Origin of the sequence: Pseudodesulfovibrio karagichevae, assembly GCF_041414475.1 — a bacterium.
Classification (GTDB): domain Bacteria; phylum Desulfobacterota; class Desulfovibrionia; order Desulfovibrionales; family Desulfovibrionaceae; genus Pseudodesulfovibrio; species Pseudodesulfovibrio karagichevae.
This window is the reverse complement of the sequence record NZ_JBGLYH010000005.1, coordinates 94,050-112,993: the sequence shown is the minus strand read 5'-3', so window position 1 is coordinate 112,993 and position 18,944 is coordinate 94,050. Positions and strand designations below refer to the sequence as shown.

General features: G+C 65.4%; 20 protein-coding genes and 1 riboswitch. Of the genes, 12 read left to right on the top strand and 8 right to left on the bottom strand.

The annotated features are described in order from the left end of the window. Positions 1–137 precede the first annotated feature (137 nt). The 3 genes from hypE to AB6M95_RS03585 form a co-directional block, all read right to left on the bottom strand. Complete coding sequence (hypE, locus tag AB6M95_RS03595) at positions 138–1,142, bottom strand: hydrogenase expression/formation protein HypE (protein ID WP_371385362.1); 1,005 nt, start codon at positions 1,140–1,142, stop codon at positions 138–140. Positions 1,143–1,144: 2 nt separating this feature from the next. After that, complete coding sequence (hypD, locus tag AB6M95_RS03590) at positions 1,145–2,239, bottom strand: hydrogenase formation protein HypD (protein ID WP_371385361.1); 1,095 nt, start codon at positions 2,237–2,239, stop codon at positions 1,145–1,147. A 154-nt stretch (positions 2,240–2,393) separates the two neighbouring features. After that, on the bottom strand, positions 2,394–3,062 hold the full coding sequence (locus AB6M95_RS03585) for a hypothetical protein (RefSeq protein ID WP_371385360.1): 669 nt from the start codon (positions 3,060–3,062) through the stop codon (positions 2,394–2,396). Between the two features lie 197 nt (positions 3,063–3,259). Between AB6M95_RS03585 and AB6M95_RS03580 the strand changes: the two genes are divergently transcribed. The 6 genes from AB6M95_RS03580 to AB6M95_RS03555 are packed head-to-tail and all read left to right on the top strand — an operon-like array spanning position 3,260 to position 8,776. After that, positions 3,260–3,901 carry an HD domain-containing protein gene (locus AB6M95_RS03580; RefSeq protein WP_371385359.1) on the top strand — a complete coding sequence of 214 codons (642 nt, stop codon included), beginning with the start codon at positions 3,260–3,262 and terminating at the stop codon, positions 3,899–3,901. Further along, the gene (locus tag AB6M95_RS03575) at positions 3,867–4,778 is read left to right on the top strand and encodes a D-alanine--D-alanine ligase family protein (protein ID WP_371385358.1); all 912 of its coding nucleotides are present in this window, start codon (positions 3,867–3,869) and stop codon (positions 4,776–4,778) included. The genes AB6M95_RS03580 and AB6M95_RS03575 overlap by 35 nt, the downstream gene beginning before the upstream one ends. After that, a complete protein-coding gene (locus AB6M95_RS03570; protein WP_371385357.1) occupies positions 4,779–6,065 on the top strand; it encodes a 3-deoxy-D-manno-octulosonic acid transferase in 1,287 nt (428 codons plus the stop codon). Between the two features lie 16 nt (positions 6,066–6,081). Continuing rightward, on the top strand, positions 6,082–6,822 hold the full coding sequence (gene kdsB, locus AB6M95_RS03565) for a 3-deoxy-manno-octulosonate cytidylyltransferase (protein WP_371385356.1): 741 nt from the start codon (positions 6,082–6,084) through the stop codon (positions 6,820–6,822). Further along, positions 6,822–7,946: a glutamine-hydrolyzing carbamoyl-phosphate synthase small subunit gene (carA, locus tag AB6M95_RS03560; protein WP_371385355.1), complete on the top strand. Its 1,125-nt coding sequence runs from the start codon at positions 6,822–6,824 to the stop codon at positions 7,944–7,946. Before kdsB ends, carA begins: the two co-directional genes overlap by 1 nt. Positions 7,947–7,975: 29 nt before the next feature. Continuing rightward, complete coding sequence (locus tag AB6M95_RS03555; RefSeq protein WP_371385354.1) at positions 7,976–8,776, top strand: tetratricopeptide repeat protein; 801 nt, start codon at positions 7,976–7,978, stop codon at positions 8,774–8,776. 259 nt (positions 8,777–9,035) lie between these two features. On the opposite strand, the gene gmhB is transcribed toward AB6M95_RS03555, so the two are convergent. From gmhB to AB6M95_RS03530, 5 genes are all read right to left on the bottom strand, one after another. Then, positions 9,036–9,575 (bottom strand): D-glycero-beta-D-manno-heptose 1,7-bisphosphate 7-phosphatase, encoded by a 540-nt coding sequence (gmhB, locus tag AB6M95_RS03550; protein WP_371385365.1) that lies wholly within the window; start codon positions 9,573–9,575, stop codon positions 9,036–9,038. Positions 9,576–9,577: 2 nt separating this feature from the next. Further along, positions 9,578–10,588: a 4-hydroxythreonine-4-phosphate dehydrogenase PdxA gene (gene pdxA, locus AB6M95_RS03545; RefSeq protein WP_371385353.1), complete on the bottom strand. Its 1,011-nt coding sequence runs from the start codon at positions 10,586–10,588 to the stop codon at positions 9,578–9,580. Between the two features lie 73 nt (positions 10,589–10,661). Next, positions 10,662–11,147: an NUDIX domain-containing protein gene (locus tag AB6M95_RS03540; RefSeq protein WP_371385352.1), complete on the bottom strand. Its 486-nt coding sequence runs from the start codon at positions 11,145–11,147 to the stop codon at positions 10,662–10,664. 490 nt (positions 11,148–11,637) lie between these two features. Then, positions 11,638–12,249, bottom strand: a complete 612-nt coding sequence (locus tag AB6M95_RS03535; RefSeq protein WP_371385351.1) for an L-threonylcarbamoyladenylate synthase — start codon at positions 12,247–12,249, stop codon at positions 11,638–11,640. Between the two features lie 10 nt (positions 12,250–12,259). Then, positions 12,260–12,850 carry a TrmH family RNA methyltransferase gene (locus AB6M95_RS03530; protein WP_371385350.1) on the bottom strand — a complete coding sequence of 197 codons (591 nt, stop codon included), beginning with the start codon at positions 12,848–12,850 and terminating at the stop codon, positions 12,260–12,262. Between the two features lie 182 nt (positions 12,851–13,032). Here AB6M95_RS03530 and AB6M95_RS03525 point away from each other — a divergent pair, with 182 nt between their 5' ends. From AB6M95_RS03525 to AB6M95_RS03500, 6 genes are all read left to right on the top strand, one after another. Next, the gene (locus tag AB6M95_RS03525; protein WP_371385349.1) at positions 13,033–13,428 is read left to right on the top strand and encodes a response regulator; all 396 of its coding nucleotides are present in this window, start codon (positions 13,033–13,035) and stop codon (positions 13,426–13,428) included. Positions 13,429–13,441: 13 nt separating this feature from the next. After that, a complete protein-coding gene (locus AB6M95_RS03520; RefSeq protein WP_371385348.1) occupies positions 13,442–14,167 on the top strand; it encodes an Hpt domain-containing protein in 726 nt (241 codons plus the stop codon). Between the two features lie 9 nt (positions 14,168–14,176). Beyond that, positions 14,177–15,841, top strand: a complete 1,665-nt coding sequence (locus AB6M95_RS03515) for a chemotaxis protein CheA (protein WP_371385347.1) — start codon at positions 14,177–14,179, stop codon at positions 15,839–15,841. A gap of 13 nt (positions 15,842–15,854) precedes the next feature. Next, a riboswitch (cobalamin riboswitch) is annotated at positions 15,855–16,031 on the top strand. A gap of 124 nt (positions 16,032–16,155) precedes the next feature. Continuing rightward, positions 16,156–17,130, top strand: coding sequence for a sirohydrochlorin cobaltochelatase (locus tag AB6M95_RS03510; protein WP_371385346.1), 975 nt, complete (start codon positions 16,156–16,158; stop codon positions 17,128–17,130). Between the two features lie 4 nt (positions 17,131–17,134). After that, positions 17,135–18,172, top strand: a complete 1,038-nt coding sequence (locus AB6M95_RS03505; RefSeq protein WP_371385345.1) for a FecCD family ABC transporter permease — start codon at positions 17,135–17,137, stop codon at positions 18,170–18,172. Further along, entirely contained in the window at positions 18,165–18,944 is a 780-nt protein-coding gene (locus AB6M95_RS03500; RefSeq protein WP_371385344.1) for an ABC transporter ATP-binding protein, read from the top strand. Before AB6M95_RS03505 ends, AB6M95_RS03500 begins: the two co-directional genes overlap by 8 nt.

Below are 18,944 nucleotides of genomic sequence, written 5' to 3'. Positions count from 1 at the left end.
TGGGGATGGGGGTCCGGGGGAAGGGGAAGGAAAAGCCCTTTTCAAAGGGTTTTCCTTCCCCTTCCCCCGGCCGCCGGAGACAAAAAAAGTCCCCGCCAGCGCATACTGGCGGGGACTTTTTATTGGTACGTGGCGCGCTAGCAGATGCGCGGGAGTTGTTCGCCTTCGAGCATGCCCAGGAGGCGTTTGCCGCCGAGCTGGGTGACGAGGACGACCTTACCGGGGTTGGCGTCGGTCATGGTGCCGATGCGGCAGGCGTCTTGGCCCAGCGGGTCGGCGTGCATGATTTCGAGGGCCTTGTCCGCGTACTCGCCGGGCAGGATGCAGATGAACTTGCCCTCGTTGGCCAGGTAGAGCGGGTCCAGGCCGAGGATGGAGCAGCCGCCCTTGACCTCGGGCCGCACCGGGATGCTGGTCTCGGTCAGCTCGCAGCAGACGTTGGAGCTCTTGGTGATCTCGTTCAGGGTGGTGGCCAGGCCGCCGCGGGTGGGGTCGCGCAGGACGTGGACCTCGGGCAGCTCGCGGACGAGCTTGACCAGGAGGTGGTTGAGCGCGGCCGAGTCGGACTGGACCTTGGCCTCGAAGTCCAACCCCTCGCGGGTGCCGAGCACGGTCAGGCCGTGGTCGCCCATGGTCCCGGAGACCAGGACCGCGTCGCCAACCCTGGCCGCGTCGCCGCTCGGGGTCGGGTCGGCGATGACCTCGCCGATGCCGGTGGTGTTGATGAATATCTTGTCGCAGACGCCCTTGGGCACGACCTTGGTGTCGCCGGTGACGACCTTGACCCCGGCGTGATCGGCGGCCTCGCCCATGGACTTGACGATGCGCTCCAGGTCGGCCATGGGCAGCCCTTCCTCGATGATGTAGCCGCAGGTGATGTAGCGCGGCACCGCGCCCATCATGGCCACGTCGTTGACCGTGCCGTGCACGGCCAGGGAGCCGATGTCGCCGCCGGGAAAGAAGATCGGGTCCACGGTGAACGAATCGGTGGACATGGCGATCCGGCCGGACAGGTTCAGGACCGCCGCGTCGTTGAGGCGGTCGAGTTCGTCGTTGCCGAGATACTTGAGAAAGAGGTCGGAAATGAGGCGCTGGGAAGCGCGGCCGCCGCTGCCGTAGTCGAGAAGAACCTTGTCAGACATGATTAATCCAATTTGTATTTATAGTAGGCGGCGCAGGAGCCTTCGGTGGAGACCATGCACGGGCCGACCGGGTTGGCCGGGGTGCAGGCCTTGCCGAACAGCGGGCACTGGTCCGGCTGCTTGACGCCCTTGAGGATGTCGCCGCACTTGCAGCCGGGCAGGGCCGGGCTCTCCTTGATCTCGATGCCGAACTGCTTCTTGGCGTCGAAGGACTCCCACTCGGGGCGGATTTCAAGGCCGGAGCCGGGGATCAGGCCCAGGCCGCGCCACAGGGCGTCGCAGGGCTCGAAGACCTCGTACATGATCTCGAGCGCTTTGGGATTGCCGCGCTCGCCGACGATGCGCGTGTAGTTGTTGGCCACGTGCGCCTCGCCCTTGTTTCGCCACTCGATCATCTGGTTCAGCGACTGGAGGATGTCCAGGGGCTCGAACCCGGTGACCACGGCGGATTTGGCGTAGTTCTCGGCGATGAACTTGTAGGGCTCCACGCCGATGATGGCCGAGACGTGGCCGGGCAGGATGAAGCCGTCGATGTTGATGGCCTCGTCCGACAGCAGCGCGTCGAGCGCGGTGGGCACGGTCTTGTGGAAACAGAGGATGCGCAGGTTGTCGATGCCCTGCTCGCGGGCCATCTTCATGGTCCCGGCGATGGTCGGGGCCGTGGTCTCGAAGCCCACACCGATGAAGACCACCAGATCGCCGGGATTCTCCTTGGCCAGCTTGAGGGTGTCGAAGGGCGAATAGACCACCTTGACCCGCGCCCCGTCGGCCACGGCCTTCTTGAGGTTGCGGCCCTTGTCTCCGGGCACGCGCATGAGGTCGCCGAAGGTGGCCAGGATGACGTTGTCGTGCCCGGCCAGGTCCAGAAAGGCGTTGACCTCGGACTCGTGGGTCACGCAGACCGGACAGCCCGGCCCGGAGAGGTGCACGATTTTTTCGGGGAGAAGGGAGCGCAGCCCGGACTGGAAGATGGCCACGGTGTGGGTCCCGCAAACCTCCATGAAGCGCAGCTCCCGGTCCAGCTCGGATTCCATCTTGTCGAGAATTTTCCGGCACAGGTCCGGATCACGGAACTTTTCCAGTAATTCAAAGCTCAAAGCATAGTCCTTTAGGCTGATTTCGGAACCGGTTTCTTCAGGTTAGCGACAGTCATATACCCTCTCCAGGATATGGGCAAATGAAAAACCCGCCGGACCGGCCGGTGGCCGCTGCGGGAGGGCCGGAGGACGCCCGGGAGGGATTTCTTCGGTCCTATCGCCGTTTTTTTCCCCGGATCGCGTCGCGAATCATGATCAGGGTGGCCGCCTGGGCCGCCAGCAGAACCGGGAGCATCAACGCGGTGGCGGCCACGGCCATGGGGCCGGACAGGTAGTGGGTGAAAGGCACCGGGTTGATCAGGATGGAGAGGGTCCGCAGCCCGTTGAGCAGGGCGAAGAGGGAGTAGCACACCCCTGCGGCGATAACCGCCCGGTCGTCCAAGCGGGACAGGAACAGGCTCATGGACAGGCTCATGGACAGGATGAGCAGGACCACGCAGGTGATGGTCAGCCGGGCCTGGTAGGAGGGGTCGGCGAAGTAGTACCAGAGGATGCCCAGCGCCTCGCCCGCCATGAGGATGGCCGAGACCGTGACGGCCTGGCCGCCCAGCCGGCCCTCGAAGAAGAGCCGGGTGCCCATCCAGACCAGGGCCACGCCGCCGGTCAGCAGCAGGTGGGAGACGAAGCCCTTGATCCAGTCGCCGTAGTAGAAGTCCGCCCCGGAACCGATGGCGGCCAGCCCGATGGCCGCATACCCGGTCGCCCACCAGGAGACGCCCGGAAGCCGCGGCGTCCGGTTGACGTGGCGCATGCGCCAGGCCAGGGCCAGAACCGCCAGTCCGCCCAGGAAAAAGACCAACTGCAGTATGACCAGATACTTCATGCGGTCCTCCCACTATCCCATCCCTAGCACAAGTATCGGAGTACCGCCAGAATTCAGGGATATGAATGGGCTGGGTGTCGCGATGGCCGTTTTTCCAGGGTCCACCGGCTTTATTTTTTCCGGCCGTGCTGGTAGATGGGAACCATCGGATGCGCTTGTGCATCCCGCCAACCCGACGCGCTTTGCGCACGCACGCCATGTCTGCCAAGGAAAACACCGCCAACGCCGCCGGTTCGCGCCGGTCGCCGCTGCCCCCTCCGCCCCCGGCCCGGCTCGATCCCCGGCTGTTCGTCCCGGACGACGCCCAATGCACCCGGTACTGGGAAGACTACGCCATGCTCGACAACGTGGCCGAACACAGCCGCATGGTGGCGGACGTAGCCACCTTCCTGGCCAGGCGGGCCGTGAAAATCGGGATGGACGTGGACGTGCCCACGGTGCGCGCCTCGGCCCTGCTCCACGATCTGGCCAAGACCTACTGCATCCGCCACGGCGGCAACCACAGCCAGCTGGGCGGGGCCTGGGTCATGGAACTGACCGGCAACCCGGTCATCGCCATCGGAGTGACCCACCACGTCTACTGGCCGTTCGCCCTGGACCTGACGCGCTACTTCCCGCCCCTGGCCGTGCTCTACGCGGACAAACGCGTGAATCACAACCGGCTGGTATCCGTCGAGGAACGCTTCGACGACCTGATCGTGCGGTACGGCATCCCCCTGAACCTCCAGGACCGCATCGGCGAAACCAAGCGGCAGGCCCTGGAGCTGGAACAACTGTTATGCGACACACTCGAGGTGGACCTCAATGCATGTGATTTTGATAGCGGGCGGCTGGTCTGACGAACGCGACGTCTCCCTGTCCGGAGCCAAAAAAATCCGGGCCGCCCTGGATGAACTCGGCCACGACGTCACCTTCTTCGACCCGGCCGACGACTTCCGCAATCTGCTCTCCATAGCCAAAGGCGCGGACTTCGCCTTCATCAACCTGCACGGCACGCCGGGCGAGGACGGCCTGATCCAGGCCGTGCTGGACAAGGCGGGCTGCCCCTACCAGGGCGCGGGCCCGGCCGCCTCCTACCTGGCCCTGAACAAGGCCGCCGCCAAGGAGGTCTTCGAGGCCAACGGCATCCAGACCCCGGACTGGCAGCTGATCACGCCCACCCAGGGGCGCGGGACCGCGCTCAAGCTCCCCCTGCCGGTTTTCGTCAAGCCGGACAAGGGCGGCTCGTCGCTGGGCATGTCCCTGGTGCGGACGGCCGAGGAGTTCCCGGCCGCGCTGGACAAGGTCTTCGCCATGTGCCAGTCCGCCCTGGTCGAGACCTTCATCCCCGGCATGGAGCTGACCTGCGGCATCCTGGGCCGGGAAGCCCTGCCCCTGATCATGATCACCCCCAGGGACGGGTCCGATTTCTTCGACTACGAGAACAAGTACGCCGACGACGGGGCCGAGGAGATCTGCCCGGCCCCGGTGGACGAGGCGCTGTCCGCGTCCATCCAGGAACAGATGCTCGTGGCCCACGCGGCCCTCGGCCTGACCGGCTACAGCCGGGGCGATTTCATCGCCACCGCCGACGGCGAGGCCTACCTGCTCGAGGTCAACACCCTGCCCGGCATGACCCCCACCAGCCTGCTGCCCAGGGCGGCCGCGCATGTGGGCTACTCCTTCACCGAACTGATCGGCGAGCTCATCCGGCTCGGCCTGGAAGGCAGGGGCTAGATGGCCATGACCGGTGTGGGCCTGGCCCTCAAGGCCTACGGGCTGGCCTGGAAACTCGCCCTGCCCCTGCTCGGGCTCAACGGACGGCTCAAGGACGGCTGGGAACAGCGCACCCTGGCCGGGGGCATGCCCGCTCCGGCCGACCTGTGGATGCAGGCGGCCAGCGGCGGCGAGGCCTACCTGGCCTGGGAGGTGCTCAGGCACCTGAAGCCGACCGGGGCCGAGACCCTGCGCGTGCTGGTGACCACCAACACCCTGCAGGGATACCAGACCCTGCTGCGGGCCGCCGAGGAGATCAACGGGCGCAAGGCCGGACTGGCGGTCCAGCCGTGGTATTTCCCCTTCGACGCCCCCGAGCTCATGGGCCGCATGGTCCGGCGCGTGAACCCGAAGCTCGCCGTCATCCTCGAAACCGAGATATGGCCGGGCTTCCTGTCCGCCTGCAAGGCCGGGAACGTCCGCGTGCTCCTGGCCAACGGGCGCATGACCACCAAATCCCTGGCCGGGTACATGTCCTGGCCCGGCCTGTTCCGGGCCCTGGCCCCGGACCTGATCATGGCCGTGTCCGAGACCGACGGCCGCCGCTTCGGCACCCTGTTCGGCCGCGAGCGCGTCGGGGGCATGCCCAACATCAAGTTCGACCGCATGGGCGACGCCGGGCCCATGCCCCGCAAGAACAACCCGCTCAGGGACCTGATCCGCGAGGGCGACCCGTTCGTCATCTTCGGATCGGTGCGCCGGGAGGAGGAGCACGACGTCACCCGGCTGGCCGCCGGACTCATGTCCGAGCGCCCGACAACGGTGCTCGGCCTGTTCCCACGCCACATGCACCACCTGGACCTGTGGCGCAGGGCCATGGACGGGGCCGGACTCAACTGGGTGCTGCGCTCCCGGCTGACCGGACCGGCCAGACCCGGCACGGTCATCCTGTGGGACACCTTCGGCGAGCTGGTCCCGGCCTACGGGCTGGCCACGGCCGCCTTCGTGGGCGGCTCCCTGGCCCCCCTCGGCGGGCAGAATTTTCTCGAGCCCCTGACCAGCGGCGTGACCCCGGTGACCGGCCCGCACTGGAAAAACTTCGCCTGGGTCGGGCGCGAACTCCTCGACTCGGGCCTGGCAGTGGAGGCGTCCGGCTGGCAGGAAGCCTTGGAATCACTCAAGAAAATTATCGACCACACCCCGCCCCGCCGGGAGGTGGCCGCCGCCGCGAAGCGGTATATCCGGGACCGCAGGGGCGGCGCGGAAGCGGTCGCCAAACAGGTTGCCGATTCTCTTAATAAGGATTAAATACGCTACCCAAGCAATGAGCGAATTTCCCGAATGTCACGGCATCATCCCCGCAAGGTACGAATCCTCGCGGTTTCCGGGCAAGCCTCTGGTCGAGATCGGCGGCAGGCCCATGTTCTGGCACGTCTGGTCGCGGGCCTCGGCCTGCCCGCGGATGACCAGCGTGACCCTGGCCACGGACGATGACCGGATCTTCGACGCGGCCAAGGCCCTGAACGTGCCCGTGGTCATGACCCGGCACGACCACTCCAGCGGCACGGACCGCGTGCTCGAGGCGGCTCGGGCCCTGTCCATTGACTCCGACGCGGTAGTGGTTAACATCCAGGGTGACGAGCCGTGCCTGGAACCGGACATGCTCACCGAGCTGGTCCGGCCCTTCGAGAACCGCAAGGTCCGGGTGACCACCCTGGCCACGTCCATCGGCCCTGACGAGGCGGCCTCGCCCGACCGGGTCAAGGTGGTCCGGGCGACCGACGGGCGCGCGCTCTACTTCTCCCGCTCGCTGGTGCCCTTCGACCGCGACGGGAAGATGCACGGCTTCCTGCTGCACATCGGGCTCTACGCCTTCCGCATGGAGGCCCTGGAGCGGTTCGGCAGCCTGGACCCGAGCCCCCTGGAGGAGCGGGAGAAACTGGAACAGCTCCGTCTGCTCGAAGACGGTATCGATATTTACGTGACCGAGACGCGGCACGCCTGCCACGGGGTGGACAGGCCCGAGGACCTCGTCAAGGTCAAGACCATTCTGGAGAACCATTGATGAAAGCGATTCTTGCCCTCGAAGACGGCACGATTTTCAAGGGGACGAGTTTCACCGGCCAGGGCGAAGCCTCCGGTGAGGTCATCTTCAACACCGGCATGACCGGCTACCAGGAGATCCTGACCGACCCGTCCTACACCGGACAGATGGTCACCATGACCTACCCGCTCATCGGCAACTACGGTATCAACCCCGAAGACGTGGAGTCGCACAAGGTCCAGGCGGCCGGCTTCATCGTCAAGGAATGCTGCAAGAAGCCGAGCAACTGGCGCTCGACCATGTCCCTGCCCGACTACCTGACCGAGGCCGGGGTCATGGGCATCGAGGGCATCGACACCCGCGCCCTGACCCGCCACCTGCGCATCAACGGCGCCCAGCGGGGCTACATCGCCACCGGCGACGCCGACCCGGCCGAGCTGGTCGAAAAGGCCCGGTCCATCGAGAACATGGAAGGCCTCAACCTGGCCGACCGCGTGTCCTGCGAAAAGCCCTACACCTGGGACGGCAAGAAGCCGGTGTACATCGACGACATCAAGGACTTCGCCTGGAAGGGCAAAGGCCCCAAGCTCGTGGTCTACGACTACGGCATCAAGTGGAACATCCTGCGCCTCATGGAGGCCGAGGGTTTCGACATGATCGTCCTGCCCTCCACCTACACCGCCGCCCAGGCGCGCGAGCTCGGCCCGGACGCCGTGTTCCTGTCCAACGGCCCGGGCGACCCGGCGGCCGTGACCACCGCCGTGGAAGCGGCCAAAGATCTCTGCCAAGACCTGCCCGTGGCGGGCATCTGCCTGGGCCACCAGATCCTCGGCCTGGCCATGGGCGGCACCACGTACAAGCTCAAGTTCGGCCACCACGGCTGCAACCACCCCGTCATGGACCTGCAGACCGAGAAAATCGAAATTTCCTCCCAGAACCACGGCTTCTGCGTGGATGTCGAGGGTATCGATTTCCTTGAAAAAACCCACGTGAACCTGAACGACAACACCCTCGAGGGCTTCCGCCACAGGGAAAAACCCATCCTGGCCATCCAGTACCACCCGGAAGCCGGCCCCGGTCCGCACGACAGCCGCTATTTCTTTCCGAGATTTCGTGATATGGTCAAGGAAAGTACCGGGATATAACCCCGCCGAACCATAGCCAGGAACGACTCATGTCATCAGATCTGATCAAATCGCGAAAGAAGCTGAATTCCGTCGCCACGCTCCTAAAAAAGGGCAAATACATGCCCGCGGTGCAGGCGGTTCACGACGGCCTCATTCTCTTCCTCAAGACTCAGGTCATGAAGAACGAACGGGATGAGTTCGAGGAAATCCTCCATAAGGTCACCTACGTGCTCAACTCCGACAAGGAGCTGCGCAAGATCTACCCCTTGGTCATCAGCTACGAGCCCGGCAAGGAGCGTCCCCTGCTCGACGCCATGCGCGAACTGCTCCAGGAGCTGCAAAAAGCCCTCAATGAAGAGGTTCAGGGCGACCTGGATGCGCTCAACGCCCAGAAACTGGCCGAACTGGAAAAGGGCCAAGCCTTCCTGGACGCCCAGGACTGGGACAAGGCCATCGCGACCTTCGACCAGTTGGTGCGCTCCTTCAGCGGCGACCCGGAACTCAAGGCCGACATCGCCGACCGCTACCTCAACGCGGGCCGGTACAAGGAAGCCTACGCCATGTTGGACGAGGCGCTCAAGGACGACCCCAACGCCATCCACCTGTACAACCGCATCGGCATGGTCCTGCGCAAGATGCAGGACTTCGAGACCGCCGAGAAATACTACCTCAAGGCCCTGACCCTGACCACCGAAGACGAATACCTGCATTACAACATGGGCCGCCTCTACTACGACTGGCGCAAATGGGGCAAAATGGCCAGCTCCGCCAACAAGGCCGTGGAAATAAACCCCGGCTTCGCCGAAGCCGTCAAAATGCTCAAATTCGCCCAGAAAAAAATGGGCTAGGCGACCACTACGATATTCAACGAAAAGGGCTCCCCGACGGGAGCCCTTTTTCGTTTGGTTGCCCCCGGCCCCCCATCCCCCTTTCCTTCCTAAACTTTTTATACCGCTTCGCGGATGAAGCATGAATGCGCTCTCTTCAAAAAAGTTTGGGAGGGAGAGAGGGGTTGGGGGGTCCCGGGGGGAAGGGGAGAGGGGGAACCTTTTTCTCAAAAGGTTCCCCCTCTCCCCTTCCCCCCGGCCGCCGGAGGCACTCTTCCCCCTACATCAAGCTTTCGATGTACAGCGCGGCGGCGAAGAGGTCGTCGCAGACGTGGTCGGCGCGGTGGCCGCATTTGGATTCCTGGGCGGCGCCCTTGCCGGTGCGCACGAGGATGGTGGCGGCGCCGGTGTTGTTGCCCAGCCCGATGTCGGCGGACTTGTCGCCGATCATGAACGCCTGGGCGGGATCGAAGTCGAGTTCGGCGGCGGCCTGTTCCATGAGTCCGGGTTTGGGCTTGCGGCAGTTGCACTTGTCCTTGGGCTCGTGGGGGCAATAGAAGACGCCGTCTATGTGCACGCCCTCGGCGGCGAGAAGTTCGATCATGCGGTCGTTGCAGGCGTGGACCGCGTCCTCGTCGTAGTAGCCGCGCGCGACGCCGCTCTGGTTGGTCAGCACGGCCAGGCCGAAGCCCATGCCCTGCATGCGCTTGAGGCCCTCGACGGCTTGGGGCAGGAGCTCCACGCCCTCGGGGTCGTGCAGGTAATGCTTGTCGAAGATGATGGTCCCGTCGCGGTCGAGGAGGACGTAGCGCTTGAACATGGTCATTCCGCCTCGCCAACCAGTTTTCGGAGCATGTCCAGGGCGGCCCGGAAGCTGTCAATGGACGCCTCGCCCGTGCCCACCAGATCGTAGCCGGTGCCGTGGTCGGGCGAGGTGCGCGGGTACGGCAGCCCGAGGGTGACGTTCACGGCGCGGCTGAAGTGGAGCAGCTTGAGCGGCGCGAGCCCCTGGTCGTGGTACATGGCCAGCACGGCCGGATACTGGCCCTTGGCCGCGAAGTGGAAAATGGTGTCGCCGGGTATGGGGCCTGCCCCGTCGATGCCCTCGGCGCGGGCCTGCTCCAGGGCCGGGATGATGGTCGTGATCTCCTCGTCGCCGATGCGCCCGGACTCCCCGGCGTGGGGGTTCAGGCCGCACACGCCGATGGGGCCCTCCAGGCCGAGGCGCTGGATGAAGTCGGCGGTCAGCCGCAGGCAGTGCAGGATACGCTCCCTGGTGACCAGGGCGGGCACGTCCCGCAGCCGCGGATGGGTGGTCGCCAGGCTAACGCGCAGCTTGGGCGAGGGGTCGTCCGGGTCGTGGCCGCACAGGTGCATGCACACGTTGTCGCGGCCCACGCCGAGCTTTTCGGCGAGAAATTCCGTATGGCCGGGAAAGTCGAACCCGGCGGCGTTGAGCATGGCCTTGTTCAGGGGGCAGGTCAAAAGCCCCTGGGCCAGGCCGGACTTGAGGACGTCGATGGCCGCGTCCAGGCTGACGCCCGCCGAAAGCCCGCCCTCGCGGCACGGCGCGCCGGGGGGAAAGCAGACATCGTCCAGTTCGGACGGCTGGTAGAGGTAGACGCCGGGTCCCTTGTCCGTGATCCGGTCCGGGGAATCGAGGGGGGTGAAGAAGCGGGCCGCGCCCAGCCGGGCCAGCTCACGGTCCAGGGCCGGGGCCGGGCCGATGAGCAGGAACCGGTCCGAGGGCTCGCCCGCGTCCAGGAAATGTCGGGTGACCAGCTCGGGGCCGAGGCCGCAGGGGTCTCCGAGGGTTATGCACAGGGTTCGCATGATCGTCTTACCTTGAATGCGGTCGGTTCGGGAAAGGCCGGTCCCGGGAAGCTACGCCCGGCCCCGGGCCAAGTCAATCAGCGTCCGGGCAGGGGCAGTCGCGGGCCTTGAGCGAGGCCGCATAGTCCACGAGAATCCGGGCGTGGTCAAAGGCCAGCTCGGGCCACTCGCCCAGGGGGAAGACCCGCGCCTCGGCCGCGTCGTCACCCGCCGCGAGTTGCGACGGATCCTCGGGCGCGCCGGTGTAGACCACGCTCATGGTGTGGCCGCGCGGGTCGCGGTTGGGGTCCGAGTAGACCCCGAGCAGGCCGGTCAACCGCACGGCCAGCCCGGTCTCCTCCCGCATCTCGCGCACGGCCGCGTGTTCGCAGGTCTCGCCGTAGTCCACGAACCCGCCGGGCAGGGCCCAGCCCAGCGGCGGATTGCGCCGCTTGATGAGGACCACGCCCTCCCCGCCTTCGGGCAGGGGCATGGCGATGACCACATCCACGGTCGGGGTGGGATTCCGATACACTTCTATCTCGCCCCCGCAATGGGGGCAGGTTCGAACTTTGCCCATGGCACGCTCCGTTGGCTGATGGATACGGCAGGACTGTCCCCAAACACGGCCGCGAAGTCAAATCCGGCGGAGGAGGATTCCACTTTTTTTACCCTGCCGCCAAGCTCTCCCGACGCCCGGACGCCCTCCGGACGCGCCGCACATCCAGCCAGAAAGCGATACCCGAGTGCATTAACATACTGTTTTAATTGATGATATTATTTCAGCGCAGACCATACGAGAAAGGCTTCATCGGACCATCCGGTGAAGCCTTGCTTTCTCGTGTGCAAAAAAAGGAAGAAGTTGTTTCTCTAAGTAGCAACCCCTGTGCCAAAGGCCGAAGGAATGGCAATATTTTACAAATATCATATAAAATCAAACACTTGTAAATTCAAAGAGGGAAAATAAAAAATCCCGCACCCGGAAAAGGGTACAGGATTTTTTACCTCGGACCGGCAAAGGTCCATTTCCCGTGTATGCGGGTTCAAGTTTTTTGACCCGCCGGATCGGATCAGGCGTTGCGCACGGCCACGGAGAATCCCTTGTCGCAGAGTTTCTTGATGGAAATCTCGCCCTCGCGGATGACCTCGAGCTTGCTGGAGCCGAGCATGCGAACCACGGTGGACGCCTTGTGGCCGCGCGGCCACGGCGGGTCGAAATAGGAGCCGTCGACCATTTCGAGGAGCGCGGGGTCGATGTCCTCGGGCAGGGCCGCCGGGGGCTTGCCGGACAGGTTGGCGCTGGTGGCCACGATGGGCTTGCGGAACCGGCGGGACAGCTCCGAGGCGAACGGATGGCCGGACCAGCGGACCGAGGTGTAGCCCTCCTCGTCGGACAGCCAGGCGGGCAACTCGGGCAGCGCCTTGACCAGGATGGACAGCGGGCCGGGCCAGAACGCGCCGGCCAGGTCGAGCAGGGAGCGGGACTTTTCGCCGGTGACCAGGTCGAGCATGTCCAGCCCGCCGATGATCAGGGGCAGGGGCCGCTCCTCGGAACGCCCCTTGACCTTGGCCACACGGTCGCAGGCCGCCTCGCTGGTGGCGTCGCAGCCCAGCGCGTAGAGGGTTTCGGTGGGATATATGACGATGCCGCCGGAACGCAGGACCTTGAGCAACTCTTGCATGACTCTCTCCTTACCTCGAATACCATTGGGTTTTGAGCGATTCCAGTTCCTCCCGGGAGAAGGAGGGTTCGTCGTACATGCCTGCGGCGTCTCGCTGGGTGAACGCCTGATACAGTATGATGGCCGCCGCCACCGAGACGTTGAAACTCTGCACCATGCCCTGCATGGGGATGTATATCTCGTCCGGGACCAGCTTCGCCAGCTCCGGCGAGGTGCCCCTGTGCTCGTTGCTCAGGATGACCGCCGTGGGCTTGGTGAAGTCGAAATCCATGACCGGCCGGGCCGTGTCCGAAAACCCCGTCCGGAGGATGCGCATGCCCTGCCCCTTTAGCTCGGCGACCATTTCGGCCGCGTCGATGTGCTCGGAGCGTTCGATCCACTTCTTGGCCGAAGCCGAACTCTTCTGGGCCAGGTCGGGCCACTGCGAATCGGTGTAGTACAGGTGTACCCCGGCCACGCCGAAGGCGTCGCAACTTCTGAGGACCGCCGAGACGTTGTGGGGGTCCCAGATGTTGTCGATGATCAGGGTCAGATCCTTCTGCCGCCGGGACAGCACCTCGTCGATGCGTTTCTTCCTCTCTTCCGATATCTGTCTGGACATGCGGCGTTGGTATCCATTCTGCAATGGTTTGGCAACCCCGGACAGCGTTTCACCGCCTCGCAAGCGGCCAGATTATAATGTGATGCGAGTTATTAATTTCTATCATCATATTGACATTTTTTCATTTTACGTAGGAAAAGGGGATGTGGATTCTCTTTCCAGGTAAGAAAGCGGAGAACGAAATGCGTGCACTCATTGTCGAAGACGAATTCCTGAGCCGCAAGGTCCTGCGGTCGTTTCTGATGACCCTTTTCGAAGTGGACATCGTGGTCAACGGCCGGGAAGCGGTCGAGGCCTTCAAGATGGGCCACGACGAGGGCAGACCGTACGACCTGATCCTCATGGACATCATGATGCCCGAGGTGGACGGCATCGAGGCGCTGCAAAAAATCCGCGACCTCGAAACGAACAACAGCTACCGTCCGAGGGTGAAGGTGATCATGACCACGGCCCTGGACGACCCCCGCACGGTCATCCGGACCTTCCACGACGGCGAGGCCTCGGCCTACATCGTCAAGCCGGTCGCCAAGGACAAATTGTACGCCGAGTTGGAAAAGCTCGGGCTCCTGCACAAGTAAACGAGGACCCGCCATGAGCGAAGACCCGATGGTTGAGGAGTTCTTCTCCGAAGTCAACGACAAGTACTACCCCCAGGTGATGGAGGGGCTCGAACTGCTCGAGGGCGCCGATCTGGCCCAGGGCATCGAGATCCTGGCCCGTCCCCTGCACACCATCAAGGGCGTCACCGGTTTCATGGCGGGCTTCGAGGAAGCCTCCCATTTCACCCACAAGATCGAGGACTTCCTGAAAAAGGTGCAGTCCGGCGAGGTGGAGTCCACCCCGGGCAACGTGACCCTGCTCTCGCGCGGGGTGAACATGATCTTCCAGGTCCTGGAACAGCTCCGCGAGGGCGACACGGACACCGGGGAGCGGGAGGAGGTCCTGGCCCTGATCAAGGAGGCGTCCTCCAGCGAACAGGCCGAGGGCGAGGCGCTGGGCGCGGGCGTGGACGTGGAGACGCGGGACGGGGTGACCATCATCACGGTCAAGGACCCCCGCGTCCACCTGGAGGGCCATTTCAAGCCCATCATTTCCGCCATCCTCTCCATCGAGCCCGGCGACCCCGTGCTCCTGGACCTGGCCGGGGTGCTGACCTTCGGCTCCGGGGCGTGGGCCGCCGTGTCCAGCATGGGCACGACCTTCAAGATCGCGGCCTGCAATGTTTCCCCGGACGCCAAACAGACCCTCATCGGCTGGGGCTTCGATAACACCATTTCCCTGTATCCCGACAGGGAAACCTACTTCACCGCGCAATAAGGGGAAGCCATGCAGGACAGCATCATCCAGTGCATCGAGGACATCGAACAGCAAATCCTCGAAGTGGACGCCACCGGCCAGGGGGTCGAAGCGGTGGTGGACGCGCTCGGCCTGTCGTGCATGCAGCTCTCCTCGGCCGGGGTCATCGCCCTCCTGGACATGCTCAAGGACGGCATCACCCCGGTGAGCAGCGAGATCATCACGTCCATGCTCGGCATCTGCGAGGCCCAGAAGAAGTTCTTCTTCGCCCTGGGTGGCCTGCTCGAGGGCAGCGCCGACGCCCTGGCCAAGATCAAGACCTCGTCTCCCGCCGCCCCGGCGGTCGAGGAATCCGAGGAGGATGCGGCCAAGGCCTTCGAGGAACCGCCCACCGCCGAGGCCGAAGCGCCCGAGGAAGCGGAGACGGCCGATGAGGCCAAGCCCGAAGCCAAGCCCGAAGCCAAGGCCGACGCCAAGGGATCGGCCTCGGCCATCTCCTCCATCCGCGTGGCCACCGACAGGCTGGACCGGGTCATCGAACTGGTCGGCAAGCTCATGGTCACCTACGCGGTCATCGCCCAGGGCGGGGCCACCAGCATGACCCAGATGGCCTCCAGCCTGCGCGAGCTCGACAACGTCATCACCCGGCTCCAGCAGGAGGTCAACGCCATCCGCCTGGTGCCGCTCAAGCAGATTTTCATGCCCATGCACCGGCTGGTGAAGAGTCTTTCCCAGAAGATCGGCAAGAAGCTCGACTTCGAGGTCAAGGGCGACGACCTGGCCCTGGACAAGACCATCGTGGAATCCCTGAACGAGCCCCTGGTCCACCTGCTCCGCAACGCCGTGGACCACGGCCTGGAAGACCCCGAGGGACGCAAGGCCGCGGGCAAGCCCGAGACCGGCATCGTGACCCTGTCCGCCTGGCGCAAGGGCGACAGCGCCTTCATCCAGGTCAGCGACGACGGGCGCGGCCTGGACCCGGACCGCATCCTGGCCAAGGCGCTGGAAAAGGGGCTGGCCGACCCGGACAAGGAGTACGAGACCGAGGAGATTCTCCAGTTCGTGCTCCAGAGCGGCTTCTCCACCGCCGAAAAGATCACCGACGTCTCCGGGCGCGGCGTGGGCATGGACGCCGTGGTCAACGCCATCAAGGTCGCCCTGGATGGCGAGGTGTCCATCAAGAGCACGCTCGGCAAGGGCGCGGCCTTCACCATCGTCATCCCCCTGGACCGCTCGGCCAACGAGGGCATCGTGGACGCCCTGGTCTGCAAGGTCGGCGGCGACACCTTCATCATGCCCAGCCGCGACGTGGTCGAGATCTACATGCCCCGGCGCAACGACGTGGTCGCGCTGCCCGACGGCCGCGAGACCGTGGACGTGCGCGGCGAGATCCACTCCCTGCTCCGCCTGGCCGACCTCCTGGAGCTGACCCCGGAGATCGACAACATCGAGATGGCCCAGGCCATCGTGGTCCGGGTGGGCGACTACAAGGGGGCCATCCTGGTGGACGAAGTGCTCCGCCAGCAACAGGTGGTCATCACCGGCTTCACCGTGCCGGTGCAGGAGATTTTCGACATCCCCATCCTGGGCTACGGCATGATGGGCGAATCCGACGCCCTGGTCATCAACGCCGAGGAGATGATCCAGCAATTCCAGGAGCGCATCGCCAAGGCCGCCGACTCGTCCTTGACATAACCGCCGCCCGAAGCATAATCCTCAATCTTCAGGTGTCCTCGGACTCAATAGGGAATCCCGTGCAAATCGGGAGCGGACCCGCCGCCGTGACGTCCTGCCGAACCGCTGCCATTCATGCCACTGGGGTCTCCCTGGGAAGGCGGCAGCGGGAGGGACCAGCCGGAAGACCTGCCTGAAACGCCCATAGGACTTGCCACGGTGGTACGTGGGCTTGCCGCCGAGGTATCGAAGGGAATAATACGGATCCCCTTCCTCTGAAATCGAAGAGGAAGGGGCTTTTCTTTTCCCTCACCCGCCCCTTTTTGGAGAACGTAATGACCCTGTTCAGAAACTCCATCTTCTTCCTGCTCGCCCTGCTGCTGGCCGTCCCGGCCCAGGCCGGGCACCACGACGAGGGCCCGGTCAAAAAGGCCATCGTCCTGGCCGCCTTCGGGACCTCCTACCCCGATGCGGTCAAATCCATCCTGAACATCAAGAGCAAGGTGGAGGCGGCCAACCCCGGCGTGCCCGTGCGCCTGGCCTTCACCTCCAACATCATCCGCCGCATCTGGCAGAAGCGGCAGGACGACGCGGCCTGGCAAAAGGTCCACGCGGACATCCCCGAGGAGGTCCTGTACGTCAAGCATCCGCTGGCCGTCATCGCCGACCTCCAGAACGACGGCTACCGCGACGTCACCGTGCAGTCCCTGCACGTCTTCGCGGGCGAGGAGTTCAACGACCTGGTCGCCCTGGTGGACGGGCTGCAATCCATCCGCACCCTCAAGGCCAAGAACCTGCCCTTCGCCTGGCTGGCGGTCGGCCGCCCGGCTCTGGGCATGCCCGGCACCGAGCATCCCTACACCGAGGACATGGCCCGGGCCGCGAAGATCTTCAAGGTCGACGTGGACCAGGCCAGAAAGCTCGGCGCGGCCCTGGTCTACATGGGCCACGGCAACGACTTCTTCTCCACGGGCATCTACGCAGAATTCCAAAAAGTATTGCAGGCAGAGTACGACTACCCCATCTTCATCGGCTGCGTGGAGGGATATCCGTCCTTCGACGACATGGCCGCCCGGCTCAAGGGGGCCGACAGGAAGAAGGTCCTGCTCAAGCCGTTCATGATCGTGGCCGGTGACCACGCCTCCAACGACATGGCGGGCGACGAGGACGACTCATGGAAGGTCATGCTGGCCAAGCGGGGCTACGCCGTGACCACCGACCTGCGCGGCCTGGGCATGCTCGACGGCTGGGCCGACATCTACGTGGACCATCTCAGGGACGCCATGGCCCAGGGGCCGGAGGCGAAATAGCCCCATGACGTCCGCCGCCCCCCGCACCCCCCTGCGCAACGGCCTGACCGTGGCCCTGCTCGCCGCCGCGCTGGCAGGGCTGGCCCTGGCCGCCTGCACCATGGGGGTCATCCACATTCCGCCGGGCGAGGTCCTGCGCGGACTGCTGGACGGTGTGCTGGGGGCGGCGGATTCGCTGGGCGGCACTGCCGCGGGCATCCTCTTCGACGTCCGCCTGCCGCGCATCCTGACCTGCACGGCCGTGGGCTTCGGTCTGGCCGTGGCGGGCGCGGTCTTCCAGGGGCTGCTGCTCAACCCCCTGGCCGACCCGTTCACCCTGGGCGTGTCCTCGGGCGCGGCCTTCGGCGCGGCCCTGGCCCTGCTCCTGGGGCTCTCCTTTTTCGGACCGGTCACCCTCCTGGTCCTGGCCTTCGCGGGCGCGGCCCTGACCCTTTTCGCCGTCATCTCCCTGGCCGGGCGGGACGGCGAACTGTCCCCGGCCTCGCTCATCCTGGCCGGGGTCATCGTCTCGGCCATCCTCTCGGCGGGCATCAGCTTCATCAAGTACCTGGCCGACGAGCGGGTCTCGGTCATCGTCTTCTGGCTCATGGGCAGCTTCGTGGGCCGCACCCTGAGCGACGCGGCCCTGGCGGGCCTCGCCGCCGTCGCGGCCTTCGCGGTCTGCCTCTTCTACGGGCGCGACCTGAACATCATGAGCCTGGGCACGCGCTCGGCCCGCAGCCTGGGCGTGGACACCGGCCGGGTGCGCCTGGTCCTGCTCGTGACCGCCTCCCTGGTCAGCGCGGTCTGCGTGGCCGTGAGCGGGGTCATCGGCTTCGTCGGGCTGATCGTGCCGCACCTCATGCGCATGGTCGTGGGCCCGGACAACCGCTGGCTGCTGCCCGCCTCCGGCCTGGGCGGGGCCATCCTGCTTCTGCTGGCCGACACCGTGACCCGCGCCCTGCTGCCCCACGAGGTACCCATCGGCGTGCTCACCGCGCTCATCGGCGGCCCGGTCTTCTGCTGGATATTCAGCCGCTCCCGGAGGCTCCCCCGTGGATAGCGCCGCCTTCGTCCTCCGGGACCTCGGCTTCGCCTACGGCGAAAGGCCGGTCCTCGAACACCTGGACCTCACGCTCGATCCGGGCATGGTCCATGGGGTGATCGGCCCCAACGGCAGCGGCAAGTCCACCCTGCTCGACCTGCTGGCCGGGCTGCTCGCGCCCGGCTCGGGCTCGGCCAACCTCAACGGCGAGGACGTCTCGGCCTGCCCCCCGGCCCGGCTGGCCCGGCTCTGCGCCCTGGTCTCCCAGGACCAGGCCCTGCGCTTTCCCTTCACCGTGGCCGAGACCGTGCTCATGGGACGGCACCCGCACATCCCCCGGTTCAGCCGCCCCACGCCCCATGACCTGGAGCGCGTGGAGCGGGCCCTGGCCGCCATGGACCTCCAGGGCCTGCGCCACCGCGCCGTGGCCGACCTGTCCGGAGGCGAGCGCCAGCGCACCGCCGTGGCGCGCGGCCTGGCCCAGGACACCCCGGTTCTGCTCCTGGACGAGCCCACCTCGGCCATGGACATCCGCCACGCCATGGCGGCCATGGACGAACTGACGCGGCTGGCCCGGGCGGGCCGCACCGTGGTGGCCGTGCTCCACGACCTGAACCTGGCCGCCCGGTACTGCGACAACCTGGTCATGCTGGACAAAGGGGCCGTTCACGCCTATGGCAACGTGTCCCGCACGCTTACTCCCGACAACATCCACGCGGTCTTCGGCGTGCGCGCCGCCGTCCTGAAAACCGAATACGGACCGCAGATCGCCTATATTCGAGGAAACTGA